Here is a 26,585-nt window from a genome sequence, read left to right as displayed (position 1 = left end):
AAGGATGAAGGAGGAATCAAGGATCTTAGTATACGGCATGGGTAACTACTATGGAGTATTTGCCACGTATAGAAAAGATTTTATAGAGGAATTCGTAGTGCTCAGACTACTTAGCTACGACGTTAACCAGTACTTGCAGAAAAACATGCGCACATACAGCGAGATCACATACATGGTTTCGTGCACCGAAAACAAGTACGCGATGCGCCTTTTCCCCTTTAAGGTCCTCGAAGGCGGCGACGAGTTAACGGTAAAGCATAAGTACTGTAGCCTAGTGAATTCCGTTCTATGCATGCTAGAGAAAAGGATGCTAATAACCCCCTCTGACGTAGAGCTCATCGTGGAAACTAGTGAGAAGTGCATAGGTGATAAGTGATGATCAGGTTCTGCCCGAGGTGCGGGGGCTTGCTGAGACCCCAAAAGGAGGTAAACAGGAATGTACTGACATGTAGCAGGTGCGGTTATAGAGAAGAAGCTGTGGGTAACGCGTCAATGAAGGTATCCTCAAAGATAGAGCACAGCACTAAGGAGAAAACGGTCGTTCTCGAAAACGAAGTTAACCAATCGACGCTACCGGTAACTAGAGACGTTACGTGTAAGCGGTGTGGTGCGAATGAAGCATACTACTGGGTGATGCAGACAAGGGCTGCTGATGAGCCTCCAACAAGGTTTTACAAGTGTGTTAAGTGCGGACATGTTTGGAGAGAGTACGAGTAGCCCAGTATCATAGCTTTAATAACGACAACCACGTAGATTTTTCAGGTGGTTTAGTTGAAGCTTAAATTTAGGGAAGCCGTCATCTGGAAATACTCGATCACCGCGATATCGAGAATAGTCGGAGAGGCGAGCTTCAAGATCTCGGAAGACGGCCTTAGATTGCGGGCCATGGACCCTTCCGGTGTAGCACTCGTAGACTTCTACGTACCTAGAGACGCGTTCTACGAACTCGAAGTACCTGGTGAAATAGTCATCGGAGTAAACATGGAGGACTTTGCAAAAATACTTAGGCGGGCTAGGAAGGGAGATGAGCTAGTACTAGAAGTGCTAGGAGAGAGCAAGCTAGGAGTATACTTGGAGGGGAGGGGTTCAAGGAGATTTATATTACCGAGCATAGAGCTATCGTACCAGGAAGTGCCCGAAATAAGCTTTGAGGAGTCATTTAGGTGTAAAATCTTACCCAAAATGTTCAAGGACATAGTGAGAGAACTCGAACCAGTAAGCGATGCTATAGAACTGTACGCTCCCGAGGGTAAAGGTACACTGTACATTAAGGCGCAGGGCGAAATCGCGGAGGCTGAAGTAGTGCTTAGTGCATCTACGGGCGCCCTAATAGAATACGAGTCTACCGGTGAAGCCCGGTCGAAGTACACCGTCGACTACTTAATAGAAATCGCCATCGCTTCTCAAGCCGCGGAAACACTTTCCCTGGGCCTGGGCGTGGAGACACCACTCAGAATGGCGTATGAATTACCTCATGGGGGCATGTTGCAGTTCTATGTTGCCCCGAGAACAGACTAGTAAAATAGCCTTTCTGAGGAAAATTATACGCGAATACTACAGTCAAAGGCCGTTGGAGGAACCGGGCGATCTCCACAAAAGGGAAATCGCGCTTGAAAGCCTAGAAGACGCAGCTTACATTAGGCACCTGGCTTTTCCTTATATGAGCGCACTCTACGAGTACATAACAACGGTTAAAACACCCCTACACCTCTATCATTCCTCCGCGCTGTACGCTGTACCCGACGCTGACATAATGGAAAATAAGATTTGGGAGGGTTCAGAGCTCCTCTTCGATATAGATGCCGACAAGTACGAGGGTTGTAATAAGAGGATATGGATTTGCCCAGAGTCCGGCGAGGCTTACGATACAGTATTAGGGGCGTGTCCTCAAGGCGAAAAACCCGTAGAGTACCTCTCTTTGCCTTGGATGTGCATTGTGAAGGCATGGAATAGTGCTTTAAGGCTTGTAGACGTCCTCGAGAAGGATTTTGGATACAGCAAGATAAAGATTTACTTTTCGGGAAATAGAGGCTTTCACGTAAAGGTATTAGACCAGGAGGTACTTCAACTGGGTAGGGAAGCTAGGAGGGCTATTGCAGACTACGTATCGTGTAATGAGCTAGACCTTGATACGCTGTTTCCAGCATATAGGGGCAAGGCCGTTTTCAGAACGCCAGAATACGGCTTGAGAAAGCGCGTCCTAGAACTTGCCATGAAACGCGGTATCATCGAAAGGCGCAGGGTCAAAGAATTAGAAGATGTCATGCTCGTAGACCTGGAATACGTTAAGGCGATTTTAAGGGAAGTGTGCGTAGATGTCGACCGGGCAGTTACGATGGACACTACAAGGTTATCGAGGTTTGGCAACAGTCTCAACATGAAAGCAGGGTTTAAAGTTACCGAGTTAAAGCGGGATATTGACGTGGATAGGCTACGCTATGAGTGCTTTTCTCCGTTTAAGGGCACACTCAAGGTAAAGTCCCTGGTTACGGGAGGCGTGGACGTTTTAGATACAAAATTAAACCTCGTGAGAGGTAATATCTATAGAGTAGAGGCGTATATAGGAGTGTACATGGTGGTGAAGGGCTTAGCCCTACCCGTGGACTTCAACGAACTGGAGGTAAGACCATGAGCGAGTACTACTTGAAGCTTGTAAGGGAAGAATTAAAATCAGGTGCACTCACTCAAATTCCACATTTACGCTTAGCTTCAATACTACAGGTAATTAGGAAATCCTTAATGAACGTTCACGTAATCGATGAGCTCGGCAAGGAAGTACTCTATATGCTACTTAAACGCGTAGTGGATGATGCAGGCCTCCTTGTTAGAGTTAGGTTTCTTAAAGTAATCTTGCAGGGGCAGGTTGAAAACAGCTCCGTAGATGTCGAACATGCAAAGGCACTCTTAGCGGTAATGAAAGCGGGAGAATCTCTCTTTTCACCGGTAGTACTCAAATACGGAGACCGCATACTCTACGAATTTACTTCGAACTGCCAAATTAATGGAAAAAACTACAGAAAGAACGAGATCGCCGCCCTCCCCATAAGGGACCTCATATTAGCAGAAGTGAGTGGGTGTGGGAGAGTATTACTAGACCCATTCTACAAGTGGTATACGGGTACCTGGAGTCAGTAGTATAGTAGCAATGCGTAAAAAGCCACAGTAGTGGCCAGCAAGGCTACGAGTAAATGTAGCACTTTGCGGGCTTCTTTTGATGGTGTGGTTTTTCTACGTTCCGCCCTGACCTTAGTAGTTCTGAACTCGCGGATCACGTAAACGCTTAGGGTCAAGAGTATCACCATAAAGGCCATGCGGAGTGTCAAAATGCCTAGTGCTGGAAGGGCTGTAGGGCCCGGTGCTAGTAAACCCGTCACTAGGATGATGTAGAGCGCAAGCGCTATGTATACTGTTAGCTTGAAAGTGAGCTCGGCCAGCTCGTTGTAGTCGAACAGCCTCGAGATCGCCCCTCTGTACTTAGCCCTCTTCACGGAGAGCACCATTTTGTACTGGAGAGCACACAGATTTAATAGTTTATGGGGTTAATTAATAAAGCCTGAGTAACTCAACACTATGCCTGGTGCCACTAGATGGAGCGCAGAGAACCGGTCAAGGCTAGCGTCGTAGAGTACGTACTACTAGTGCTTGCAATAGCGATCCATATATGGCTTTTCATGAGTAACGAGCTTTACTTACAGCCTACAGCCCTCAGCGTGGCACGGTACGCTGAGAGCTTTGAGGAGTTCTGCAAGCTAGTGGAGTATAGCGGTAAATGTGAATTAGCGTTCGCGTACATATGGCTATTTTCAAAAATACCGCCACAAGCTTTCGTCATATTTAACATCTTAACGCTACTCATCACCTACATAGTTACCCGTAGGCTACTTCATTCGGGAATAGGGGGGGTGTTCGCGGCATTCATGTATGCGATAACCCCCGGCATTCTGGCCTCATACTTCTTAGAGCAATCGGGGCTCCTCCTATTGTCTCCACTAATCGCTACAACGACTCTATTAACCGCTCACGGTCTTCTAGAAGGTGAAAGAGTCTACTTGGCGGCAGGCCTAGCTCTCTACGTTTTCATGATACTTCACCCAGCAGGGTTCCTACCCCTCTTAGTCGGGCTAATTCTGCTATTATCCGACTACGTAGAGGGTAATATCACGTGGTGGAAGGTAAGGGTGTTCTTGGCTATGACCTTAACGGCGATGATAGCACTGATGGTAGTCAAGCCTACTAATTACGATGTTTATGCTGTTCCCTTAACGGCAATGTCCCTCGGGTTCCTCGGCGCAGTACACATAGCTCGTGGAAGGCTTCAAGCCTCGTATAAAGCCATAATACTAATACTAACAGCCATACTGGGAGTGGTGTGCGGGCTTTTCATTCGCGCTGCTGGGGTGTATAGGAGTGCAGATTACATCACCACGCCCAGCTCCATCGTGATGTACGGCTTGCCAGGGCTTATCGCCATACCGGGATTCCTACTGGCAATATGGACTCCCACTAGCCACGAAGAAAGGCGAATCGCGCTGATAGCTCTTCCAGTCGCACTACTTACTACTATAGGCCATTTCGCCATAACAACGGCAATACCCCTACTAGCTTTCACGGGCTCTATAGTATTAAGCAAACTTGTAAAAGCGATCGGCAAGGGCGCAGTTCCGGCCAGCAAGATATACAAGCTAGTAGCCGTGCTGACTTTAACAACCTTCATAGTTGTACCAGTGTTCTGCTCATACATGGCTTCAACACGTTTCACCGGGATAAACGCCCTTTCCAAAGAAATCGTAGAATTAAGCCGAGAGAGGGGCCTAGGTGCGAGGCCTGATATAAACTTGCGGGTTCTCGGAGAGGAGGTAGCCGATGCGGTGAAATCCAGTGCAAGGGGCGAAAAAGTACTAGTGGTTACCTATTGGGATTACAGTTACTGGGTACAAAGTGCACTAGCTGAGAGGGGGGTCAAGGCGCTAACTCTGAGTCACCCCTATGGGAGTGTTCAAAGTAAGAGCCTTGTTTCGAGAATTTTCGTTAACAACTGGAGGACTTCCAGAGAAATCTTAAAAGACATTAGCCGGGAAATAGGCGTCGAAGACGTCTACGTATTGATCACCACTGTGTATAGTGCAGGGCCCATGAATGACTCGTTCGTGGGTGTCCCCCAGACGGCATACACGGCGACGGGTCAGCCCTCCCAGCCCATATACGGCGCTTACGGTGATCTGATCAACATACCCGCGTACTTAAAGCTCGCTAATAAGACCGAAGGAGACTACCTGTTCCTTGGTACGGGTATCAGTGAAAGATCAAGGCCTCTCATGTGGACTGCTACCGGAAGGGAAACTCTCGTGGTACAGCTTTGCATTTTGGCGATGAGTAGGGCAGGATATAGCGCTGTATACAACAACATGATCGAGACCAGGCCACTCAATGCCACGGTAACGGGGTTTGAACTAGTATATGCCGGGATCATCCCGGTCGGCGAGGTAAACGTAGCTTATTACGGAATGTACAGTGTGTACTACATGGTGGCGCTATTTAAGCTATCAGAGTAAGGTATTACTAGGTGAACCGGTGCATGGTTCTTCCGAGAAGGCCTCTTCCAGAGGTTGGGGAACTAGTTATAGCCACGGTTACTGAAATATACGACTACGGAGCGTATGTCACATTGGATGAGTATAGGGATTACAGGGCCTTTCTACCGTGGAGCGAGATATCCTCAAAGTGGGTTAGGAACATTAGGGATGTTGTTAGAGAGGGGCAGAAGATAGTTGTCAAGGTAATACGTGTCGACAGGGTGAAAAAAGAGGTTGACGTGTCCCTGAAAAGAGTTGCGGATAGCGATCGGCAGCGAAAGATGCAGTGGTGGAAGAGGTACGTCAAGGCATGTAAAATAGTGGAGACGGTGGCCGAAAAAATCGGTAAAAGCACTGAAGAGGCTTACATGGAGGTTGTGTGGAAACTTGAAGATAGGTACTCGGACGTCATGTATGCCTTAGAAGAGGCGCTTAGTAAGGGCCCCCAGGTGCTCCTTAGTGCAGGGGTTCCCGAAGAGTGGATTAAACCGCTACTGGAAGAAGCATCAAGGCACGTTAAGCTGAAAGAGGTGATGGCCCGGTACAAGCTCGTGGTGCAGTCACACGACCCCGACGGCGTAGAGAAAGTGAAGAAGTGCCTTGAATCAATAGCGGCCTACTTAGAATCTAATGGCGTCAAGTACAGGCTATACGTTGCAGGCTCGCCAAGGTACATTCTTGAAGTCTACGCAGGAGACTACAAAGCGGCTGAAGAGCACGCTGAAAACGCCATAAAAGAGTGCGGTAAAAAAGCTAAAGAACTAGGTATTATTTACGTTACCGAGCGTGAAAAGCTTTGAACTGGTTAATGCGAAGGTGCAAGAACTGCGGTCGTTACACGCTCACGAAGGAGAGGTGTCCACATTGCGGGGGGGAGCTAGTAGTACCGCACCCCCCTCGATTCAGCCCTGTAGACAAGTACGTGGAGTATAGGCTAAGGATGAAGCTTGAAAAGCGCATTTTAAACTTGGAGGAAAAGCCTAGCTACGTTCCCTGATGAAAACGCACAGTAATCAGAGCGTGAAGTGGTGAAGTTTAAAAGCCGTTCTACTAGTATAGTGAAAAACAGGCGCCGCCGTAGTATAGCCCGGTTTAGTATGCGGGCCTGTCGTATGCCCCGCGTTAAACGGGGCATGCGGATAGCCCGTGACCCGGGTTCAAATCCCGGCGGCGGCGTCCTATTTTAAGGTCCGAAGAAGGTGACGCTTGTTTCGTTCATGGGCACTACGAGTGCTGCCTGAATTACGCGTTTACTTTTCTTTCCTGATTACCAGGTACAGGTAGCCTTCCTTGAGATAGCTGTCAAGTTCCTGGTCACTAACATTTAGCTTTGAGAAAATAGCTCGCACGGCTTCAATATCTGTTACTAGGAACTCGTCGGGTGCCCTAAACAGCACTGTCGAGTTTGGTAGTATGTCCTCGATGCCCGATAACTCGCCGATTTTTTTACACATTGAAATGCTTGATGTATAGTGCCTAGATACTATGCTTTCGTAGCTACTATACAGGCACACGTAGACAGCATACCCGCTACTCAGCAGTTGCCACCTCTGGTTTTACTTTCTTCTGTACTAGGCCCTTAATTAATGCGATCGCGTAGAGTAGCGCTTCTGGCCTTATCGGGCATCCCGGCACGCAGTAGACGGCATCAACTTCTATGCCACGCTCTTTTAGTATCTTCAGCAAGCTATTTACCCCTCCAACAGTTGAGTATGTGTCGTGCCATATGCCCCCACCGCAGGCGCAGGAACCCAGCGCTATCAGTATTCTAGGCCTCGGCGCTGCTTCGATCGCGTTAATTACCTTGGGTAGGGATTCAAGCGTTATCGGCCCCGTTAATAGTATTGCGTCAGCGTGGCGTGGCGAGGCGACAAGCTTTACTCCGAACCTCTCGGCATCGTGAAATGGCGTTAACGCGTCTAGTATCTCGATGTCGCATGCATTACAGCTACCCGTGTTCAGGTGGAATATCCATATACTTCTCTTAAGACGTTCGAGCTTCTTCTCCAACGAATCCCACCTTTCTCAGTGAAACAGCGTTTATAAGAGATTTCTTGCGGCAGTCGGGGCACTTACTAGCGTAATTTTCAACTATAGGTGCTTTCTCGATGACGTACCTCCTCATCCTAACGGGTTCGCCTCCCGTACCGCACGTGCAGTGTGCCCTACTATGAGTTATGTAAGTGTAAAGGTCTAAGAAGTCGTTTGTTGCAAGCTCAAACTCCGTAGTACCCTTAATTGCCCCGACGGGGCATACGTCGATGCATCTCCAGCAGAATATGCACCTGCCAATGTAGTATCTAAGTATTTTTTTGTCAGGGCTTTCGAGCATTTCAAGGGCATTAGGCGGGCAGGCGTTTACGCAAGCTCCGCAACCAATACACTTCTCAGGACTAATCACTATGAGTCCTCGAAACTCCTGCGATATCAGTGGCCCTTCAAACGGGTATTTTATGGTTACACGCCCCGTCTTACCCGCGATCACGATTAGTTCTACGGGCTTAAAGACCCTCTTCAACGAGCTCACGTGGCCATCACCTTTCAGCCTAGCCGTTCAATCCTTCCGTCAGATCTTACTACTATCACCCTATCCGTACAGGAAAAGCACGGGTCTATGCTCGCAATGGTCAGAGGCGCGTCTGCCAACGGCTGGTCTTTGAGCATGATCTTCAATGCCGGTATGTTACTGTACGTGGGGGCGCGAACTCTCCACCTATATGGTCTACCACGCCCTGTCATGACGAAGTGCACATCGCCGCCACGTGGGGCCTCTACCACTTGTACGCCGATTCTTCCTTCAGGTATCTCGAAGTCTTCGAGCATGATTGGCCCTTTAGGTATCTTATCAAGTAACTGTTCAATTATAGATATGGATTCGAGGATCTCCTCTACTCTGACAAGGGCCCTTGCCATGTTATCACCTTCGCCGTAGACAGGCACCTTAAAAGATGCATACTTGTAGGCTGCGTAAGGCAGGTCTCTTCTGGCATCTTTATCTATGCCTGAGGCTCTCGCGACGGGCCCCTCAACGGAGAGTTTTACCGCGTACTCCTTCGGTAATGTACCGGTCCCAACGAGCCTTCTTCTAACCTGGGGTACATTAATTGCAACCTCGACGAGCTGCTTGAACTCGCTTGAGACTTCTCTAAGCACTTCGAGTGTTTTCTGCTTTTTCTCCTCGTTAATGTCCTTTCTAACACCCCCAACCAGGTTAATTCCATACGTCTTCCTGCTACCTGTTAGAAGCTCCGCGAGATACATTATCTTTTCTCTAATACGCCATGTATGCATGAAGCCTGCATCGTATCCTACGAAGTGGAACGCTACTCCAAGCCAGAGAAGGTGGCTGTGGATCCTCTCAACCTCTAAGACTATGCTTCTAATATACTGTGCCCTTTCGGGAACCTCCAGCTTCGCAGCCTTTTCCACCGCGAGCGCGTAGCATGTGCTGTGCTCAAATCCGCATATACCGCATATCCTCTCTGCGAGGAAGTTTATTTGCTGGTAGTTCATACGGGACTCCGCAAGCTTCTCTATACCGCGGTGAACGTGGAAACCCCTGTACTTTAGGTCGACGACGCGTTCTCCTTCAACGTACAGCTCGAAGTATTCGGGTTCGTGAAGAGCCGGGTGATATGGTCCTATGGGTATTACACCTAGTTCGGTAGACATCGAAAGCCTTTCACTTACACCTCTAACTCGCGGCCTATAGTCGTACGGTACGTCTTTCCTCAACGGGTATACCCCTTCAGGCCACTCGGGCGGTAGAACCAACCTGTAGTGATCCCTGCCAACGAACTCTATGCCAAGCAGATCGTGGGCCTCCATTTCACACCAATCAGCTGCAGGCACGACGTTCGTTATGCTTGGTATCCGGGGGGCTTCGGCCTCGGCATAGGTCTTTAAAAGTACGTAAAGGGAGTTCCTATCGTCTGTAAACACGTGCGTTACTGAAAAATGCCCATTAAGCGGGCGCTCGTCTATGCCTATGCACGTTCTAAAACTACACGTGAAGTCGTTGAAGAGCTTTGATGCGAGGTCTACTAGGTGTTCTCTCGGCGCGTTGATGTAGACCGTGTTGTCCTCCACTAGGATAGATCCTCCATATGACCTGGCTAGTAAGGTATACTTATTTAAGGCTTCGAGTTTCTTATCCATAAGCAAGCACCACTAACCCTGCTATAGGTATAATGAATAGCCCTATATAATATTTCGCGAGCGTTCTCGGTGCGAGGTCTACCCTCGACCTGCCCAGCGTTACCGAGATCACGGTGAACAGTATCCATAACGTAATCGTTATTAAGCACGTCAAAACTACTGAGAGGACTCCATTACCTGCTATAAGCGTAACGAGCATGGTGGCAACGAATAGCTTCACGAGGAACCTCTTAAGTAAATTCGAGTAGAGATATAGTGCTAGCAAGGCCCCACTAAACTCCACGAGAACACCCGAGGCGAGTTCCGGCTCCGCCTCGGCAATATCAAAAGGTGGCCTCCCCGTGAGGGCGTATCCAGAAGTAAACATTATCGCAAGCGCGGGGATCGTTACGACAAGCAGGTGCGGTGTCGAAGGCGTGCTGAAACCTGCTTTGAAGTGAAGCGAGACTATGTAAATTGCCACTGAGGCTACAAACGCTGACTCGTTTACAAGTGAAAGTACGACTTCCCTCATCCCACCAATGTAGCTGAAGGGGTTCGGTATGAGTAGCGGTATTAGCGTTAATGCCGTTAACGAGACCATTAGAAGTGAAAGTGCGAGGGCGAATAGCATGAAATCCCATGTAATGGTGTACAGCGTTATCAGAAACATCGATGTGAGGGCGCACGAAATAAACGAAGTGAAGTAGAGTATAATGTAAGGTACGGTGTGAACTTGCTTAGACTCCTTTATCATTAACTTTAAGAGGTCGTATAGTGTTTGAGTTATAGGAGGGCCTATCCTGCTTTGTAATGCTGCTTTTAACTTTCGCTCCAGGCCATCGAGGAATACCGGTAAAGACGTCCCTGCAAGTAATGTGATAGCCGTGCACAGCATGGAGAGGGGCTCCACACGCTTCACCTAGCAGTGAGTATTACCAGCGTAACTAGGACGAGTAGTATCAACCCGTACCATATTGACGCGGTGATCATCGACTCTATCATGGTGATCTGGAGTTTTCCCACGGCTTCTGCGAGCTTGCTGGTCAAGTACACTATTTTGGGAAATACAACGTCGCCCAGTCTCATCGCGCTTTCTAGTACTCTACTTAGAGAAAGCTTTCTACCCGTAATTTGCATCCTTCTCTTAGCATCCTCTAACAGCGTCTCGAACCATCTAAGGGCGCTTGATTTTGTATAACTCACGACTCTACACCTGACAACCAGTATTTAACGTCTTCTGGAATACGAATTTTGGAGTAAACGCGCGTAAATGCGTAAATGTACGTGATGAGAGTGGCGATGTACGCTGGCATCATTACAGCTCCTAATAGGTATCCATGCGAAAATCCACTGATGTAAGCTATTAGTACTACCGGTGCTAAGAGTAATGCGGCGCTTAGGTAGTTTTCGGCCTTCACTTCTATGTCCGGTATTGGTATTATTCTCGGGGGAGCCTTCGGTAGGGTTGAGATGTACGCGCCAATGTATTTGGCTCCGTAAATTATTGAAAGCACTGCCGCTAGCGTAAACGTCACAGCTACGATCAGTCCTAGCATGTTCTCGCGCGCTATGAGCACGCTCGTGGCAATTAATAGCACCTTGGTTACAAAGCCTATTGATGGAGGCACGCCTGTGAAGTTCAGTAGCACGGTGAACGCGGAGAAGCAAGCCTCTTTAGACACATAGAACAAGTGGCCGAGTTTGGATAAGTCATACGTGTTCGTGAGCTGGTATATGAGACCTGCGTTGATAAACGCCAGTGCTTTTGTTAATGCGTGGAAAACCACAACTACCAGCATAAGGGCCCGTAAAAGGGCCGATCCCAGAATCATCATCGTAGCGTACAGCACTGTGAGGATCCCCCCATAACTCACTGAACTATACGCTAAAATCAGCTTAATGTTAGATTGCAATACCGCTCCAAAAGAGCCGTAAATAGTGGAGATTATGCCCTGTACGAGAATGAAGTAGAACGCCACTGGGTTTATTACGAAGAGTTGGCTAGCCGTGAAGTAAGCGTACACTCCCATCTTGCTCACTAACCCACTTAATATCGCAGAGATATGGCTCGGCGCCCTACCATACACGACCGGTGGCCAGGAATGTAGCGGAAACTGCCCCAGCTTCACTGCGAAGCCGAAAAGTACGATGGTAGAAAGCAGGGGATCCAGGTTCACGGGTTCTGCTACTGGCTTATTTAAAGCCAGTAATAGGGATTCGTAGAGACCAACCTTGCCAACAAGCGTGGCCCACATTGTCAGTAAGGCGATGTCGCTGGGGGCTACGCACATCGCTACGTACGTTGCCGCCACGGACAGGTTCTCTACGCCGTATTCCATCGTTATGGCCACGAAGGCTACTATTATGTCTATGAAGAACCAGTATACGATCAGCTCTGCGAAGAGGGTGCTCGAGAACAGCAGGATCAGGGATGCCAGTATGAGGTTTATTGCTACCTGAAAATACCTTGTAAGCCCGTAGATGACTTTGTAGTATCCCTCGCTGTGAAGGCTTATGCCGATGGCCACGATGCCGGTTACCAGTACGAGCAGTAGCTGGTAATCTTGGAGCTCTATGAGGCCCGTTACTAGAAATACTACAGGTATCCCGAGGAAGCCCACTACTCTTAGGATCGTGCTCAACCTAGGATGCGTGTCAACGACTATCGAAGCCAGCGTGGCGATCGTGAATATGGACAACGTGTACAGTAGTTTCGTTAGGAACGCGTCGATCACGCTCTCACCGTGTACTGGTAATTCTGAACTGTGCATGTGCGAGGTACATGGTAATTATTGGAAGCGGGGTTATTAGTGCGAGGATGTACCCATACTCCTGGGTGAGGAACGCAACTACGAGGACACAAAGGAGGACGTTAAGCAATCCCAGAACCAGCACCGGTGCTTGCAATCCCCAATCAAGCTTCTCTACCAGGGCTTTAACTCTCGACGAGGCACCATCATAGTATATTCTAGCGTACTTTAAAGCTGCTAGAGCGGAGATGATTATGTAAGCTAGAAATGCTAGCAACGAGGTAACCGACATCGCCGAGTCCGTGCCGACGATTAATATAGAGTTGTAGACGGCTAGGAGTTTAGCTATGAATCCGAGCGTGCCAGGCACGCCTAGTAGCGACAGGATAGCGAGTATGCTACCCATCGTTGATAGCGATGCGATTCTGGCAAACCCCCTAATTCCATGAACATACCTAGTACCGTAGACCACTTCTATGAGGCCGGATTCGCAAAATAGCGTTGCTTTGTACGCGGCGTGCATCACCATGCCAATGACGAGCGTCCATTTCGTTATATCTAGTGGGCGCATTACATAGAGCCCGAACACCACGCTAATGAACCCGTTCGTAGCTATCGTCATGTACGCTAGAAGCTTCTTTACATCTCTCTGAGCTAAGGCCTGGAAGCCTCCATACATTATGGACAGGAAACCCACCAGTACGAAGAACCATGATATGGGCGCCCTGTACGCGTCTATGTCCACGACGCTGATCACCCTGTACAGCCCGTAGTATCCTAGCGAAACCATTAGGCCGCTTAGGGTGGCGGATGCGGGGGAAGGGGCGCTTGAGTGCGCGCTCGGTAGCCAGAAGTGCAACGGTATGTTAGCTGTTTTCGTTATAAAGCCCACCACTAGTAGCGGTATGATGATGACGGGTATAGCTACTACTGCTAATTGCTGGGTGAAGGGCTTCATTAACTCATAAAGGCCTATTCCCGCCGTGGTGAAGATGATGCTTAAGGTTATTAGCGTGAAGACAGATATCTCATACGTTAACGTAGATGCGAAAATGAACCCTCTAGAGGACGTTAAAGGTCCTTCGCTCGAGTGCTCTTCTCCGAGTTTTATCAAGACATATCCCAGTATCTCGCCGGAAGTCCACGCTACTATCATGAGTATGAAGCTCGGCGCGATGTATGCCGAAATGATGAAGACCAGGAACAGGTCGATGAGTGTTTCTAGGTGCTTTGGGTAGTGGTGAGCTTCTCTGTAGAACAGCGTGTAGACGGATATGAGGAAGGAGATTAAAGTGAATGAGAGCCCCAGCGACAAGGAAAAGCTATCTACTAACCCAAACTGGTAGAGAAGTATAACTGTGCAGATGAGTAGCACGTAGCCTACGAGCTTGCCTAGAACCCTGTAGTACACGCCTTTATCCACGTAGTTGGATAAAACCAGTAAGGTTACGCTCGCCGAATATGCTATCAGCTGAATGCCCGTCATTGCTTGACCCGTTAACTATGAAGCTCATACTCGAACCTTGCCTTCGCCATAACCTCGGCCGTCCTCTTCTTCGAGAGTTGAAACACGAAAGCGTCTTCGCCGAAGAGTATCGCGTGCGTTGGGCATATAGCGCTACATGCCGGTTCCAGCCCCTCTCTCCTCAGCTTTATGCAGAGATCGCACTTAATCGCAGTCTTGCTCGCCCGATCAAGCTCCGGTATGCCGAAAGGACACGCGTAGAGGCAGGCCATACAACCTATGCACCTGCTTGCAATTACGTAAACCGCGCCGCTAGAGTCCCTCGTCATGGCACCCGTAGGGCAGGCTTCAATACACGGTGCCCTGGCGCAGTGCATACAGGAAACCGGTATGTCTAGCCCAATGCTAGTTCTGTGCACTACTATGTTCGGCTTCTCGTTTACAAATTCGCACGCCGCTTCGCAAGCTCCGCAACCTATACACCTTCCGAGATCTATTATTCTAACGTACCTTACAGCGGGGTTGGAGCTCATTTCGCCGCCACCTGCGTGGGTGATACCAGTCTACCCGTCTTCACGGAGAACCAATAGTGCATGGACCTAGCGGCCTTTAAGCCGCTCCTCACTGCGGGGCCTATTCTACTAGGGCCTGTGGCCACGTCTCCCGCAGCAAAGAGCTTCTGTACACTTGTTTGCATTAACTCGTTTACCGCTATTGTCCCGTCCTTGTTGAGTTTTAAGCCTAGTTTCTCAGCCATACTGCTCGATAGGGGGGGTGTTGGCGATTCGCCTGTTGCAAATATCACTAGGTCTGCTTCAACGACGAACTCGCTTCCAGGTACGGGTATGGGCTTCGGTCTACCTGTCTCGTCAGGCGGCCCGAGAGTCATCTTCTGGAGCTTGACGGCCTTGACAACATCGCTATCTGCGACTATCTCGACAGGTGCTACGAGCTCTATGAAGTTCACCCCCTCTTTCTTCAACCTCTCGATCTCGTATATTCCGGCCGGCGCTTCGCGAATAGTCCTCCTGTAGACCAGGTACACTTCTGAGCCCGCTTTAAGGGCTCTTTCGGCTGCGTCAACGGCGCTATAACCAGCGCCAATAACTATTACGTTTTTACCCACGTAAGGCCTGCTGGTCGTGTACCCGTACTCGAATACCCTCCACTTGTAGAGGTATTCCAGTGCTGTTGTGACGCCTTTTGCGCTTGATCCTGGTAGTTTTGGGATTTTAGAAACCCACGTTCCAGTGGATACTAGTACTAGGTCGTAGTTACCTAGGAGGTCTTCTAGGCTCGCCCTCTTCTCTACGAAATCGTCGCCCTCTTCGTGTACTTCCCCATCTGAGTATACCTTAGTTTTAAGTATGAACTTTACGCTGAACCTTTCCTCCAACTCCCTTGCCCCGTTTAGCACTCTTTCAGGTGGTATCCTCCAGTGCGGGATCGCGAACACCATTAAACCTCCTGGTAGTGGTAGTTTATCGTATACGTCTACGTCGTAGCCCTCACACGAAAGGTACCCGGTTGCGGCCAAGCCGGAAGGGCCCGCCCCTACTACTGCTACTCGCGCTCCCATGTTTCTTACTCGTTCACGACACATGAAGTTGAATCTCATGTAGTCGCCCATGGTAAGCATCACGCTCCACTACTAAGATTTCTTCAACCATTTATAAATTAACATGAGCAATACATGTACTGATTGTATACCCCACTTACAGTCTATTACCGGGGTTTAGTGAGGTGCTTATATCCCGCTCGGGGAGTAGTGCTTTGTACTTGGCGGGGTGGGCGATGAGACGTGATCTCGCGTGTTAAGGCGTTATTTCTAGACGTCGACGGGACCTTAACCCTTGGCAGGAACACGTACAAGCTGAGTATTCGGGCTATGCGGGCTCTTAGGCGAGCTGTTAGCAAGGGGATTGTGGTGTCCCTAGTGTCTAGTAATGCGCTTCCCATTGTCGTGGGATTGTCGAAATATATTGGTCTAAACGGGCCAGTTATAGGTGAAAGCGGTTGCCTAGCCTACCACGGCGACTGGGGAGTGGTCCCGCTGGCACGGAGATCTGCGAGGGAGGTTTACTTGGCCGTCCTGAAGGAGTACGGCAAGTACGTAGAAGACTCTTGGCAGAACGCTTTCAGGCTATACGATTACGCGTTAAAGCTCAGGAAGGAATATTTGAGTAGTGCAGGCAAGGTCCTCTCCGTGCTTAGAGAGTTCGTCGAGAGGAGGTATCCCGACTACACGGTGGATTACAGTGGGTATGCCCTACACGTACGGCCGGTCGAGGCGAGTAAGAAGAGCGCGGTGATCTACGTACTCGGTAAACTCGGTATAGCCCCGGAGGAGGCTGCGGGGATCGGGGATAGCGTAATGGACCTGGGCTTCCTCGGCGTTCTCGGCCTGTCGGCGGCAGTGGCTAACGCGGACGAGGAGTTGAAAAAGGGTGTTTCGCTAATCCTCTCGAAGCCTAGCGGTCTGGGGGTAGCGGAATTCGTTGAAAGGGTACTGGGTGTCTAGCGTTGAAGAAGCCCATAATATTCGATCTCGACGAGACGCTGGTAGATAGCGAAGAATCCATTGTCTGGAGTTTCATTAAAGCCGGTAAGGCGGTGGGCGTTGATGTGGAGGGCATGTCCATGGAGGCCGTGATTGAGAGCGCTTTTACGCGTAACCGGGTCTCGCGCAAAATTGTCGAGGAGTTCATGACGGCTAGGAGGATTGTACGGGAGTACTGGCGTGCACGGGTTAGAATATACCCGGACGCCTGGAATCGCTTAAGGGGATGGGCTACGTTCTTGCAGTCGCCTCCTCCAGCATGGTTGAGAGGATAAATGAGTTTTTAGAGCACTTCGGGGTTCTCGGCTACTTTACAGCGGTCTTTGGCGTTAGGCCTGGAGTTAGAGGTAAGCCTGAACCTGGCGTAATACTTGAAGTACTCAGAGAAACGGGCTTCAAGCCCGAAGAAACGGTCTACGTTGGTGACAAGGAAGTCGACTGCATTGCGGCTCGCAAGGCTGGAGTTGACTTCATACTCGTAGACGGGAAGAAGCTACTCCAGGAGACTCTGGTGTGCGAACCGGTCACGGTGGTGACGGGTTTACTGGAGTTACAACTAGTGGTGAAACGCCTATAAGCCAGCTTAGCCAATAATACTAGATGCCCGCGGCACGCCCGGCGGCGGCGTCGCTTAGACGCCGGGCATAGCCCGGTGAGTGAAAAGACGGCCTCCTGCCGCGGGCACAGTAACCCAGAGGAAGGCCCGGTATATAGGCGCAAAGTATTTAAACCCCTCTATTAAGAAAGAGAATTACGGACACTCACTTAAATGGAGACCCGAGAAGTTAGAGGGGTACTTACCCCTCTAACCTCGGGTCTGACGGAGGTGGGCCCGGCTCCGGCTTCAGTAATCTCCGAGCGCCTTCCAGCGGCCGTAACTCCGGTTGATCCTGCCGGCCCCGACCGCTATCGGGGTGGGGCTAAGCCATGGGAGTCGCACGTCCCGCCGCCGCGGGACGTGGCGGACGGCTGAGTAACACGTGGCTAACCTACCCTCGGGAGGGGGATAACACCGGGAAAGGTCGACCAGCTCCCACTAGCCTTTGAAAAAGGGATTTAAACGGCTGGTCGGCCCCCGAAACTGGTGCTAATCCCCCATAGGGGAGGAGGCCTGGAAGGGTCCTTCCCCGAAAGGGCACGGTAGGGGTTATCGCTACCGTGCCGCCCGAGGATGGGGCTGCGGCCCATCAGGTTGTTGGCGGGGTAACGGCCCGCCAAGCCGACGACGGGTAGGGGCCGTGAGAGCGGGAGCCCCCAGATGGGCACTGAGACAAGGGCCCAGGCCCTACGGGGCGCACCAGGCGCGAAACCTCCGCAAATGAGGGAACTCCACTACATCTACATGTCCTCGTAGCATGGACTTGGAGCCCTCAGCGGAGTGCGGGAAACCGTGACGGGGCCACCCCGAGTGCCCCCGATAAGGGGGCTGTTCCCCGCTGTAAGGAGGCGGGGATAGTAAGCGGGGGGCAAGTCCGGTGTCAGCCGCCGCGGTAATACCGGCCCCGCGAGACTGGGGCCCTCTCTAGAAACTAGTAGAGGGCCCTAGCGCGCATGGTCGGGGTGTTTATTGGGCCTAAAGCGCCCGTAGCCGGCCCGGTAAGTCCCTCCTTAAATCCTCGGGCTTAACCCGAGGATTGGGGGGGATACTGCCGGGCTAGGGGGCGGGAGAGGCCGAGGGTACTCCCGGGGTAATGGAAGACTCCCAGAGGAGGCCTCTGGGACCTTCCACCCCATGGGGCGAAATCCGTTAATCCCGGGAGGACCACCCGTGGCGAAGGCGCTCGGCTGGAACGCGCCCGACGGTGAGGGGCGAAAGCCGGGGGAGCGAACCGGATTAGATACCCGGGTAGGTGTGGGGGTCATGCACACGATTAGTCGTAACGAGGCCTATTTATTGGGGACTTGCTTACCGGCCTGCGCGGTAAGATGCATCGAAAACTCCTTAGCCGACTATGCACTCCTTACCACTTAACGTCTCCTGCACGGCCCCCATGCCCCGGAGAGTCCCGGCTGTAAACGATGCGGGCTAGGTGTTGGGTGGGCTTAGAGCCCACCCAGTGCCGTAGGGAAGCCGTTAAGCCCGCCGCCTGGGGAGTACGGCCGCAAGGCTGAAACTCAAAGGAATTGGCGGGGGAGCACCACAAGGGGTGGAGCCTGCGGTTCAATTGGAGTCAACGCCGGGAATCTTACCGGGGGAGACAGCAGGATGAAGGCCAGGTTAAAGGCCTTGCCTGACGCGCTGAGAGGAGGTGCATGGCCGTCGCCAGACACGGCCATGGCGCCTTCAATACCTGGTGGGGTAGGGGACGCCATGGCGTGGGCGAACTCGTGTCGTGAGATGTCCGGTTAAGTCCGGCAATCTTCTAGGGGGCATTGTACATAGGCAATTCACATGCCCCTAGAGGGCCGAGCGAGCGAGACCCCCACCTCCAGTTGCTACCTCGGCCTCCGGGCCGAGGGCACACTGGAGGGACTGCCGCCGTTTAAGGCGGAGGAAGGAGGGGGCCACGGCAGGTCAGCATAGGAGCTACCCCTTAGCGGGAGCTCCGCTGAAGCCCCGAATCCCCCGGGCTACACGCGGGCTACAATGGCGGGGACAGCGGGTACCGACCCCGAAAGGGGAAGGTAATCCCTCAAACCCCGCCGCAGTCGGGATCGAGGGCTGCAACTCGCCCTCGTGAACGAGGAATCCCTAGTAACCGCGCGTCAACATCGCGCGGTGAATACGTCCCTGCTCCTTGCACACACCGCCCGTCGCTCCACCCAAGGGGAGGGGGAGTGAGGGCTGGCACTTGGTGTCAGCTCGAACTCCCCCTCCCTGAGGGGGGAGAAGTCGTAACAAGGTAGCCGTACCGGAAGGTGCGGCTGGATCACCTCATGCCACGAGGAGGGCGCTCGGGGCTGAGAGGGCTGGAGCCGGGTTCACCTCTATTCTTTTCAAGTGCAACACGGGGGTCTACCCCCGTGTGAAGGCGCGAATTGCTCAGCAATGATGAGCGCTACAGAGGGGCCTGGAAAACCAGGGTACGGAATCAAACCCGCAGAACCGGATCCCCCGTCTCTGGGGGCTGTAGCACGGTCGCCGCCCGGTGGATGGCTCGGCTCGGGCGCCGAGGAAGGCCGTGGCAAGCTGCGATAAGCCCGGGGTAGGCGCAGGCTGCCGTTGAACCCGGGATCGCCGAATGGGACTTCCCGCCACGGGGATAACCCGTGGCGCCCGGGAAACCGGGCAACCGGGAGTACCGGGCGGGAACCCCCCGAACGGAAACATCTTAGTAGGGGGAGGAAAAGAAATCAAAACGAGATCCCCTGAGTAGGGGCGACCGAAAGGGGGACAGCCTAAACCAAACCCCCACGGGATAACCGCGGGGGGATGTGGGGTTACGGCTCCACGGCTGGGGGTCAACCCCCAGCGGGCCGACCCGCGGTAGCCGAAGTGGGCTGGAAAGCCCCGCCGTAGAGGGTGATAGGCCGGGGATTCCGGCATGTAATGACCGGATCCCCGGGTCAAACCCCGTAGGCTAAACCGCGGGGGCCCGCGCCGTGGAGCAGAGTACTACGGCTTGGTTTTGCCGTAGGAAGTTGGGGGTCACCGACCTCCAAGGCTAAATACGTCCCGAGACCGATAGCGAACTAAGTACCGTGAGGGAAAGCTGAAAAGTACCCCGCAAGGGGGGTGAAAAGAGCCTGAAACCGGGCGGCTACATACGGTGCGGCCTGAAAGGGCTGAAGCCCCCTGAAGGAAACCCGGGCGACCGGGAAGTACGAAGGGGGCGGACCAGGGTCGCACCGTCCGTCTTGAAACACGGGCCGGGGAGTCCACGGTGGTGGCGAGCCTAAGGGGGTCAAAGCCCCGTAGGCGCAGGGAAACCGACATGCCCGCAACCGGGTCAATCCCCGGCGAGGGGCGGGGTCCGATAAGGGCCCGGAGTCACCGCCGTGGGACCAGAAACCGAGCGATCTAGGCGGGGGCAGGGTGAAGCCGGGGGAAACCCCGGTGGAGGCCCGAAAGGGTTCTGACGTGCAACTCGTTCCCATGACCCCCGTCTAGGGGCAAAAGACCAATCAAGCTCGGTGATAGCTGGTTCCCGCCGAAGTGGGTCTCAGCCCAGCCCCGCCGGAGGCGGGCCACGGGGTAGAGCTACGGATCGGGGGTGCGGAGGCCGAAAGGCCTCGGCCCCCGGTCCAACTCCGAACCCGTGGCCACCGTAAATGGCGGGAGTGGGGCCCTCGGGGTAAGCCTGGGGGCCGAGACGGGAACAACCGAGACCGGGGTTAAGGCCCCTAAGTGCCGGCTAAGTGCCAATCTCAAAGGGCGTCCCGCGGCTTAGACAGCGGGGAGGTGGGCCTAACAGCAGCCATCCTCTAAGGAGTGCGTAACAGCTCACCCGCCGAGCCGCGGGGCCCCGAAGATTGGTCGGGGCTTAAGCCGGCCGCCGAGACCCCGGGGCAGGGCTCCGCTGGAGCCCTGATCCGGTAGGCGGGCGCCGGGGTGGGGTAGAAGCCGGGCCGTGAGGTCCGGTGGACCCGCTCCGGGTGAAGATCCCGGCGGCAGTAACAGCGAAGAGGGGTGAAAATCCCCTCCGCCGGAAAGGGCCAGGGTTCCTCGGCAACGGTCGTCGGCCGAGGGTTAGCCGGTCCTAACCCGGGCCGTAACACGGACCCGGGGAAGGGGAAACGGGTTAATATTCCCGTGCCGCGGGGGTAGGTGCGGTAACGCAAGCCCTGCTCCCGACGCCTCCGGGTAGGCGGACTGGGGGCGGTTGAATGGCCGCGACCCAGCTAACCGGTAAAGGCCCCGGAGTACCGTCACGGTGAGAAGGGGCCGAAGCCGGGAATGGGGGCCGTTAGGCCCTTCCGCCGACCCCGGGGGCCCTTGAAAAGGGAGCGGGGAACGATCCCCCGCGACCGTACCGAGAACCGACACAGGTGCCCCTGGGTGAGAAGCCCCAGGCGTCTGGGGGATAACCCGGGCCAGGAGGGGAGGGAGTTTAGTATGCTTGTCTTCACCCTAGTAGATCGGCCAGTACAGGAGCGTATAGCCTTAGGGACGGATGCGTCACCGTCTCAAATTTAACAGTATATCCTAGGTTCAAACTTCCTCAATGCTCCCTCCCCTCCCCCGAAAGGGAACTCGGCAAATTGGCCCCGTAACTTCGGGAGAAGGGGTGCCTGCGGGTTTAGGGGATAACCCTGGACCCGCAGGTCGCAGTGACAAGGGGGGCCTGACTGTTTAATAAAAACATAGGTCCCCGCAAGCCCGAAAGGGTGTGAACGGGGGCCGAATCCTGGCCACTGGCGGTCCGTGAAACCGGGGTCCAACCCGGCGAAGCGCCGCTGAAGGCCGGGGGTAAACTCAGCCATCCCGCCTCTTAAGTCGTTTCCGGAACGAATGGAGACCAGCTACTTACCTCTAACTCTAGGCGGGAGGCTGGGGCCCAGCTCTGACCCTCTTAAGGTAGCCAAATGCCTTGCCGGGTAAGTTCCGGCGCGCATGAATGGATCAACGAGGTCCCCGCTGTCCTGGCCCGGGGCCCCGTGAATACACGGAGCCGGTGCACAGGCCGGCAACCCCCCGCAGGGCGATAAGTCCCCGTGGAGCTTTACCGCAGCCCGGCGCTGGCTCCTGGGTTGCGGTACGTAGCGTAGGTGGGAGCCGGTGAAATGACACCTCCGGGTGTCATGGAGGCGCCAATGAAACACCACCTACCGCAACCTGGGAGCCTAACCCCCGGGTTAACCGGGGGGACAACGCCGGGTGGGCGGTTCGGCTGGGGCGGCACGCCCGCGAAAAGGTAACACGGGCGCCCAAAGGTCGGCTCAGGCGGGTCAGAAACCCGCCGTAGAGTGCAAGGGCAAAAGCCGGCCTGACCGGACCCTTGAACACAAGGGGTCCGGCCGGGAAACCGCGGCCTAGCGAACGCTCGTGCCCCCATCGGTGGGGGCCGGGCATGACAGAAAAGTTACCCCGGGGATAACAGGGTCGTCGCGGGTGAGAGCTCCCATCGACCCCGCGGTTTGCTACATCGATGTCGGCTCTTCCCATCCTGGGGGTGCAGCAGCCCCCAAGGGTGGGGCTGCCCGCCCATTAAAGGGGAACGTGAGCTGGGTTTAGACCGTCGTGAGACAGGTCGGGCTCTACCCGCGGGGGGCGCGGGCCGCCTGAGGGGAAGCTGCCCTCAGTACGAGAGGAACGGGGCGGCGCGGCCTCTGGTGTACCGGTTGTCCTGGTGGGCAACGCCGGGCAGCCACGCCGTAGGGGGTAACCGCTGAAAGCATCTAAGCGGGAACCCCTCCCCGAGAAGAGGCGGCCTTCCACCGGGACGTACGTCCCGGTGGTACGGGCTCCCGTAGAAGACGGGGTTGATGGGGCGGGGGTGTGAGCCCCAAGAGGGTTTCCTCGAGGGGTTCAGCCTGCCGCTCCCAAAAGCCCGAAGCTACAGCTTACCCGGGGGCGGGTTACCCGTTAACGGTAAGCTGGTTCTGCGGGTTTGTGTATAAGCCTGGTTTTCCAGGCCCCTCTGTAGCGCTCAAATACTTTATTACAAGCCCCTATCCTTACACCTCTACCTGGTGGTACCTACTTGACTCTGAAAGCCTACATCGAGCTCATTAGGCTTCCCAACGCCATTCTCAGTGGCATTGGAGCAGTATTTTCCGTGCTCGTCTACCACGAGTATGCAGCTGATTACAGCCTCCTAGTAGCCGGGTTTCTAACGGGCTTCCTCCTCACTGGGGCTTCAATGACGGTGAACGACCTCGTAGATCTCGAAGTAGACAGGGTTAACAAGCCCTGGAAACCCCTTCCACGCGGTGACGCCGCAGTTGGGTTGTCGCTGGTCCTCGCCGTACTCATGGTCACGGTGGCCATCGCCGTTAACGCTTTGATTGGCGTGCGCGCCTTAGTGGTCTCAACGGCCTACTGTGTAGTGGGGATCTCCTACAGCTTTTTGAGAAGGTGCTGGTGGAGCCACGCCCTAGTGGCGCTCTCCACGACGGGGCCCGTAGTCTACGGTTACGTGGTAGCGGGCTTACCGCCCCGAGACCTCTACTTCACGGTGCTGTTCTCCACAGTAATAGTCCTGGTGAACCTGGGAAGGGAGATCCTCAAGGCGGTACAGGACGTTGAAGGGGACTTAAAACACGGTTACAGGACAGTTGCAACGGTGTTCGGCATCGAGAAGGCCTCTAGAGCAATGCTCATAACAGGTCTGGCGGGGTCGCTGTTAGGTATTTACACGGTTACAACAAGTACTGGACCGGCCTACAAGGCCTTAATGGCGCTGGCTACAGCCCTCTACGCTCACAGCGTGGTAAAGGCCTACAGAAACGCCCTCAACAAGGTTGTGTCGGAAAAGTCAAGGAAGAGAACACTAGTAGCGATGTTCATAGGCATGGCGGCGTTCTGGCTGAGTAAACTGGATTAACCACCCTTCCACTTGACTAACAATGCCGGTATAAGCACAAACGATGCCGCACCGCCTGCAGCGAACCCGAGTACTCTGAGAGCTGAAAGTCCTCCTGGGAGGACGTAGTGCACGAAAGCGAGTAGAATAGCGGATACCGCAAAGCCGGCGAGCCTTCTAGCGAAGCTAACGGAAGCGAAGTTTAAGGGGTAACCGTGGTAGAAGTAAGTAGAGGGCACCAGTAGTGTGGCAATGCTTAAGCCCAGTAACGCGCATGCAGAGCCCGGCTCTACATTCAAGTAGAGAGTGTTGTAAACCCCCAGGATCAGGGCCGTAGCCACTAGAACGTAGCTGCGTAGTGCGAGGCCGGCCCGTACCCGCGCAGATAGCAGAGCGCCCGGTGAAATCCCGGTTAGGAGGCCGAGTAGCACACCGCCTAAGACGTCGATTGCGTAGTGCGCTCTTAGGTAAACCCTACTTAGGGAAACAGCTACCACCACGGCGGTGGAGAGCACGAACAAACCACGCCTCCTCCGCGCTAAGACCAGGGCGCTCCAAAAAGCAGTTGAGACCTGTGCATGCCCACTAGGAAAACCAGGGCCTTCGACCTCTACAAGTGGGTTTAAGGGTCTGGGCGCGTTGAGAGTATACTTTAACGCTACGTTGAGCGACCCCGATAAGAGCACTGCAATTAGAATGGAAAAACCCGTAACGGTGCTGGGAGCCAGGTAGTAGGCTAGTATCACGAGGACTAGGTAGAGCTCTTCGTCCCCGAGCCGGGTTAAGCAAGCCCAGAGGGCCACATCGCCGGTGAGTGTGGCGACAGCTGTCAGGGCTGACACTAGTGCCGCGAGCACAGCTAGTACAACGTCGAGCTTACCCACTCACAGCACCAATTAGAGATTAAGGCGCGTAAAAATAATAACCTCTCTAAGCCTGAAAGGGCTCGGTGATGAGACGACGGTAGACGGAAAAGTGAAGATCGTTTCCCCTACCTGATTTCACGCATCTGAAAGCGCCTAACGGGTTGCTAGCACAGCAAACACGTCTCCTTTCTAACAGTACGTTGTTGCGTTGTTAAGCACTACTAGAACAAGCCTTAACCCTACCCCTGACGATCTCCGCGAAAACTGGGGCGCTCCTCTTAATCTCCTCGACTAACTCCCCTTCATCGAGGTCAACTCGTGTGGGCGCCTTTCCGCGCCGCCAAACAATCATCACCTGTTTAAACCCACCTCTACGGGGCTTGCAGTAAAACCTAATTGTGACGTCTGATAGCACCTCGTTCATTCTAATCCAGTAGGGGCTTACCCGGGTAGTTAAATGTACTGTTAGCTTCCCCCCGTTCTTAAGCCATGTAAATAGGTTTGTCAAGACGTTCCAGAACTCGTCTTTATTACGGGTCTGTGCCCACAAGACCTCGAGTACGTGAAAAACCACCACGCCTGGATCGTGCCTTTCGATCAGCTCTACTATGTACGTGAATAACTGTGATAGCGAGTAGCTAGAAGGGTTCACTGCCTCGACGTGGAAGTAGTTTTCCAAGATGCACCTTGCCACGCCTTCGCTTAGACCAAAGCCATTTACCATGGTACCGAGTACTAGGTCCATGTACTCGTCTCGCGAATACCTGAAAGTTATTATTAGAACCTTCATGTCGTTTTCCACGGCGATGTCCACGATAGGTATGTAAATTAGGGGTGAACGGATGTGCGGTGGCGAGCTGTGGGTGACTATATCACCTCTATACAGGTACCCGGTTAACTTCTCGGATATTCTAAGGGCTTTTAGCCTCTCCCTCAGCGTCGTAAGAGGCCTTTCGGGCCTCGGTGGTACGAACACCTTTACACCCTTTGCCTCACCAATAGTGAACGGTAACTCCACAACAGTGATGCGTGCTTCCCGGACCTTTCTTATTTCAAGTACGCGCGACACCAACCCTCGCTCTATTCTGTGCTTGAGGTAGAATATAGCGTCTGCAACGAACTCCACTGCGCCTAGATCAACCGCTTCCCTACCCAAGGGTACCTCAGCCACGATTACCAGCAACCCGTCAATTATTCCCGTTAACTGGTAGAAGAAATTTAGTAGCACGGCCCGCTGAGCCCTCTTTCTCTCAATTAATTCGAGAACGGGGTTCACAGAATCTATTACCACGACCTTGTAGCTATCCCTGCTTATAAGCCCTGTAAGTGCGTTTAGGATCTCATCCGTACCCGCGACAGGTAACTTAGCGTATGTCAGTAGCCCGTTACGCTCCGCCTCGGCAAGTCTTATTCCAAGCATGTTCATGTGCCTGTACAGCTTATCCTTCTCCTCGTAGAACGTCACGTAGAGGCACTTGTAGCCCTTACGCGTGTTCGCGTAGCATATTTGCGAAGCAAGAGTCGTCTTACCCGATCCCGGGTGGCCGACGACGAGGAGCATGTAACGTGAAGGGATTCCTCCGAGTAGCCCGTCAAGCTCTCTGTTCCCAGTTGTGAACGCAGCTTCCATGAAACGCACACCGAGGTCCAGGTAGCCGCGGTATGCACGGTAATGATATGGCCTCGCTCAGTTAATAACTTTTTGTTACCGACAGGTTTCAGCAACCCGCAAAGCGGCTTGAGATCACTTATGCGGGTTCGCGTGGACTGGCCCATTACCTAGAGGCATTAGAGCACTTTAGCTCTTAGCGTGTATGCGGACAGC

General features: G+C 53.2%; 25 protein-coding genes, 1 tRNA gene and 2 rRNA genes. 15 read left to right on the top strand and 13 right to left on the bottom strand.

The genetic code is table 11. The annotated features are described in order from the left end of the window. The first annotated feature begins 4 nt into the window (after nt 1-4). Genes QXU03_02225 through QXU03_02205 form a run of 5 tightly spaced genes read left to right on the top strand, consistent with a single transcriptional unit; the run spans nt 5 to nt 3,135 of the window. Nucleotides 5-376 carry a hypothetical protein gene (locus tag QXU03_02225; protein MEM2170559.1) on the top strand — a complete coding sequence of 124 codons (372 nt, stop codon included), beginning with the start codon at nt 5-7 and terminating at the stop codon, nt 374-376. Next, nucleotides 376-717: a transcription factor S gene (locus QXU03_02220; GenBank protein MEM2170558.1), complete on the top strand. Its 342-nt coding sequence runs from the start codon at nt 376-378 to the stop codon at nt 715-717. Before QXU03_02225 ends, QXU03_02220 begins: the two co-directional genes overlap by 1 nt. A 54-nt stretch (nt 718-771) precedes the next feature. Then, on the top strand, nt 772-1,518 hold the full coding sequence (locus QXU03_02215) for a DNA polymerase sliding clamp (GenBank protein ID MEM2170557.1): 747 nt from the start codon (nt 772-774) through the stop codon (nt 1,516-1,518). Further along, nucleotides 1,496-2,632 carry a DNA primase small subunit domain-containing protein gene (locus QXU03_02210; GenBank protein ID MEM2170556.1) on the top strand — a complete coding sequence of 379 codons (1,137 nt, stop codon included), beginning with the start codon at nt 1,496-1,498 and terminating at the stop codon, nt 2,630-2,632. The genes QXU03_02215 and QXU03_02210 overlap by 23 nt, the downstream gene beginning before the upstream one ends. After that, entirely contained in the window at nt 2,629-3,135 is a 507-nt protein-coding gene (locus tag QXU03_02205) for a hypothetical protein (GenBank protein ID MEM2170555.1), read from the top strand. The genes QXU03_02210 and QXU03_02205 overlap by 4 nt, the downstream gene beginning before the upstream one ends. Here QXU03_02205 and QXU03_02200 read toward each other — a convergent pair. After that, nucleotides 3,129-3,488 carry a hypothetical protein gene (locus QXU03_02200; protein MEM2170554.1) on the bottom strand — a complete coding sequence of 120 codons (360 nt, stop codon included), beginning with the start codon at nt 3,486-3,488 and terminating at the stop codon, nt 3,129-3,131. The two genes, QXU03_02205 and QXU03_02200, sit on opposite strands and share 7 nt — an antisense overlap. A 99-nt stretch (nt 3,489-3,587) precedes the next feature. Here QXU03_02200 and QXU03_02195 point away from each other — a divergent pair, with 99 nt between their 5' ends. The 4 genes from QXU03_02195 to QXU03_02180 all read left to right on the top strand — a co-directional run bounded on the left by QXU03_02195 (nt 3,588) and on the right by QXU03_02180 (nt 6,749). Then, a complete protein-coding gene (locus QXU03_02195) occupies nt 3,588-5,552 on the top strand; it encodes a hypothetical protein (protein ID MEM2170553.1) in 1,965 nt (654 codons plus the stop codon). Between the two features lie 23 nt (nt 5,553-5,575). Continuing rightward, complete coding sequence (locus QXU03_02190) at nt 5,576-6,373, top strand: translation initiation factor IF-2 subunit alpha (GenBank protein MEM2170552.1); 798 nt, start codon at nt 5,576-5,578, stop codon at nt 6,371-6,373. After that, nucleotides 6,370-6,570 carry an RNA-protein complex protein Nop10 gene (locus QXU03_02185; protein ID MEM2170551.1) on the top strand — a complete coding sequence of 67 codons (201 nt, stop codon included), beginning with the start codon at nt 6,370-6,372 and terminating at the stop codon, nt 6,568-6,570. Before QXU03_02190 ends, QXU03_02185 begins: the two co-directional genes overlap by 4 nt. 74 nt (nt 6,571-6,644) lie before the next feature. Beyond that, a tRNA-Asp gene (locus QXU03_02180) sits at nt 6,645-6,749 on the top strand. A gap of 74 nt (nt 6,750-6,823) precedes the next feature. Here the strand turns inward: QXU03_02180 and QXU03_02175 are convergent. The 10 genes from QXU03_02175 to QXU03_02130 are packed head-to-tail and all read right to left on the bottom strand — an operon-like array spanning nt 6,824 to nt 15,567. Beyond that, nucleotides 6,824-7,087, bottom strand: a complete 264-nt coding sequence (locus tag QXU03_02175; GenBank protein MEM2170550.1) for a hypothetical protein — start codon at nt 7,085-7,087, stop codon at nt 6,824-6,826. A 16-nt stretch (nt 7,088-7,103) separates the two neighbouring features. Beyond that, nucleotides 7,104-7,583, bottom strand: a complete 480-nt coding sequence (locus QXU03_02170; protein MEM2170549.1) for an NADH:ubiquinone oxidoreductase — start codon at nt 7,581-7,583, stop codon at nt 7,104-7,106. Further along, nucleotides 7,558-8,100 (bottom strand): 4Fe-4S binding protein, encoded by a 543-nt coding sequence (locus QXU03_02165; GenBank protein ID MEM2170548.1) that lies wholly within the window; start codon nt 8,098-8,100, stop codon nt 7,558-7,560. Before QXU03_02165 ends, QXU03_02170 begins: the two co-directional genes overlap by 26 nt. A gap of 14 nt (nt 8,101-8,114) precedes the next feature. Then, nucleotides 8,115-9,731: an NADH-quinone oxidoreductase subunit C gene (locus QXU03_02160; protein ID MEM2170547.1), complete on the bottom strand. Its 1,617-nt coding sequence runs from the start codon at nt 9,729-9,731 to the stop codon at nt 8,115-8,117. After that, nucleotides 9,724-10,623, bottom strand: coding sequence for an NADH-quinone oxidoreductase subunit H (locus tag QXU03_02155; GenBank protein MEM2170546.1), 900 nt, complete (start codon nt 10,621-10,623; stop codon nt 9,724-9,726). Before QXU03_02155 ends, QXU03_02160 begins: the two co-directional genes overlap by 8 nt. A gap of 5 nt (nt 10,624-10,628) precedes the next feature. Then, nucleotides 10,629-10,916: a hypothetical protein gene (locus QXU03_02150; GenBank protein ID MEM2170545.1), complete on the bottom strand. Its 288-nt coding sequence runs from the start codon at nt 10,914-10,916 to the stop codon at nt 10,629-10,631. Next, a complete protein-coding gene (locus QXU03_02145) occupies nt 10,913-12,448 on the bottom strand; it encodes a proton-conducting transporter membrane subunit (GenBank protein ID MEM2170544.1) in 1,536 nt (511 codons plus the stop codon). The genes QXU03_02150 and QXU03_02145 overlap by 4 nt, the downstream gene beginning before the upstream one ends. 4 nt (nt 12,449-12,452) lie before the next feature. After that, nucleotides 12,453-13,949 (bottom strand): proton-conducting transporter membrane subunit, encoded by a 1,497-nt coding sequence (locus tag QXU03_02140; protein ID MEM2170543.1) that lies wholly within the window; start codon nt 13,947-13,949, stop codon nt 12,453-12,455. Nucleotides 13,950-13,960: 11 nt separating this feature from the next. Then, a complete protein-coding gene (locus QXU03_02135) occupies nt 13,961-14,461 on the bottom strand; it encodes a 4Fe-4S dicluster domain-containing protein (protein MEM2170542.1) in 501 nt (166 codons plus the stop codon). After that, a complete protein-coding gene (locus tag QXU03_02130) occupies nt 14,458-15,567 on the bottom strand; it encodes an FAD-dependent oxidoreductase (GenBank protein MEM2170541.1) in 1,110 nt (369 codons plus the stop codon). Before QXU03_02130 ends, QXU03_02135 begins: the two co-directional genes overlap by 4 nt. Nucleotides 15,568-15,729: 162 nt before the next feature. Between QXU03_02130 and QXU03_02125 the strand changes: the two genes are divergently transcribed. From QXU03_02125 to QXU03_02100, 6 genes are all read left to right on the top strand, one after another. After that, complete coding sequence (locus QXU03_02125) at nt 15,730-16,449, top strand: phosphoglycolate phosphatase (protein MEM2170540.1); 720 nt, start codon at nt 15,730-15,732, stop codon at nt 16,447-16,449. A gap of 2 nt (nt 16,450-16,451) precedes the next feature. Beyond that, complete coding sequence (locus QXU03_02120) at nt 16,452-16,763, top strand: hypothetical protein (protein MEM2170539.1); 312 nt, start codon at nt 16,452-16,454, stop codon at nt 16,761-16,763. Continuing rightward, nucleotides 16,715-17,065, top strand: coding sequence for an HAD-IA family hydrolase (locus tag QXU03_02115; GenBank protein MEM2170538.1), 351 nt, complete (start codon nt 16,715-16,717; stop codon nt 17,063-17,065). The genes QXU03_02120 and QXU03_02115 overlap by 49 nt, the downstream gene beginning before the upstream one ends. Nucleotides 17,066-17,365: 300 nt before the next feature. Next, nucleotides 17,366-19,367: ribosomal RNA gene (locus tag QXU03_02110) — 16S ribosomal RNA — on the top strand. A 185-nt stretch (nt 19,368-19,552) separates the two neighbouring features. Next, nucleotides 19,553-22,935, top strand: a 23S ribosomal RNA gene (locus tag QXU03_02105). Together the 16S and 23S rRNA genes form the textbook arrangement of a ribosomal RNA operon. A gap of 137 nt (nt 22,936-23,072) precedes the next feature. Continuing rightward, nucleotides 23,073-23,915: a geranylgeranylglycerol-phosphate geranylgeranyltransferase gene (locus QXU03_02100; protein ID MEM2170537.1), complete on the top strand. Its 843-nt coding sequence runs from the start codon at nt 23,073-23,075 to the stop codon at nt 23,913-23,915. Here the strand turns inward: QXU03_02100 and QXU03_02095 are convergent. Together QXU03_02095 and QXU03_02090 are read right to left on the bottom strand one after the other, a co-directional pair. Next, nucleotides 23,912-24,778: a phosphatase PAP2 family protein gene (locus tag QXU03_02095; GenBank protein MEM2170536.1), complete on the bottom strand. Its 867-nt coding sequence runs from the start codon at nt 24,776-24,778 to the stop codon at nt 23,912-23,914. The two genes, QXU03_02100 and QXU03_02095, sit on opposite strands and share 4 nt — an antisense overlap. Nucleotides 24,779-24,971: 193 nt before the next feature. Beyond that, nucleotides 24,972-26,390, bottom strand: coding sequence for an ATPase domain-containing protein (locus QXU03_02090; protein MEM2170535.1), 1,419 nt, complete (start codon nt 26,388-26,390; stop codon nt 24,972-24,974). Nucleotides 26,391-26,585 lie beyond the last annotated feature (195 nt).

This window comes from Desulfurococcaceae archaeon, assembly GCA_038845865.1.
Lineage (GTDB): Archaea > Thermoproteota > Thermoprotei_A > Sulfolobales > Desulfurococcaceae > UBA285.
The sequence above is the reverse complement of the archived record's forward strand: the minus strand, read 5'-3'. Positions and strand labels throughout refer to the sequence as shown.